The sequence below is a fragment of the Luteitalea sp. genome (genome assembly GCA_009377605.1).
Taxonomy (GTDB): Bacteria; Acidobacteriota; Vicinamibacteria; order Vicinamibacterales; family Vicinamibacteraceae; genus WHTT01.
Genome location: WHTT01000351.1, coordinates 1 through 528, shown reverse-complemented (window position 1 = coordinate 528; position 528 = coordinate 1). Strand labels below are relative to the sequence as shown.

Sequence of the window (528 nt, the reverse complement as noted above, 5' to 3'; positions counted from 1 at the left end):
AGGTGCGCCTCGATGCTTCACGCGCGGCGGCGATCGCCCCCGGGCAGGCCGTGGACGTCGTTCTTGATCACGCCAAGGGCGCGCTGACAGGTGAAGTGGCCGAGATCGCCCAGGCGATTGATCCCACCGCGCACGCCTTCACGATCAAAATTGACCTCCCGACGGACGCCCAGGTCCGATCGGGCATGTTTGGGCGTGCACGCTTTCCCGGCCGGCCGCGCCGGCTGATCACGGTTCCCCTGACGAGCATCACCAGGAACGGTCAGCTCACGCGCGTCTTCGTCGTCGATCACGACGATACGGCCCGCGCGCGCCTGGTCCGTCTCGGGTCTGAGGCGAACGGCGGCGTAGAGATTTTCGCTGGTCTCGAGCCAGGCGAGCGGGTGGTCGTCGGCCCACCGCCCACGTTGCGCGATGGCGCGCCCGTAAACGCCCACCACGCTGACGGAGCGCGGCCATGACGACCACGGGCGCGACGTACGGCCTCGCTGGCCGACTGGCCGCGGCCTTCCTCCGCTCGAAGCTGAC

General features: G+C 69.3%; 1 protein-coding gene. It reads right to left on the bottom strand.

The window, feature by feature from the left end; translation table 11 throughout:
* Positions 1-17: 17 nt before the first annotated feature.
* Positions 18-440, bottom strand: a complete 423-nt coding sequence (locus GEV06_29260) for a hypothetical protein (GenBank protein ID MPZ21925.1) — start codon at positions 438-440, stop codon at positions 18-20.
* Between the last annotated feature and the right edge of the window lie 88 nt (positions 441-528).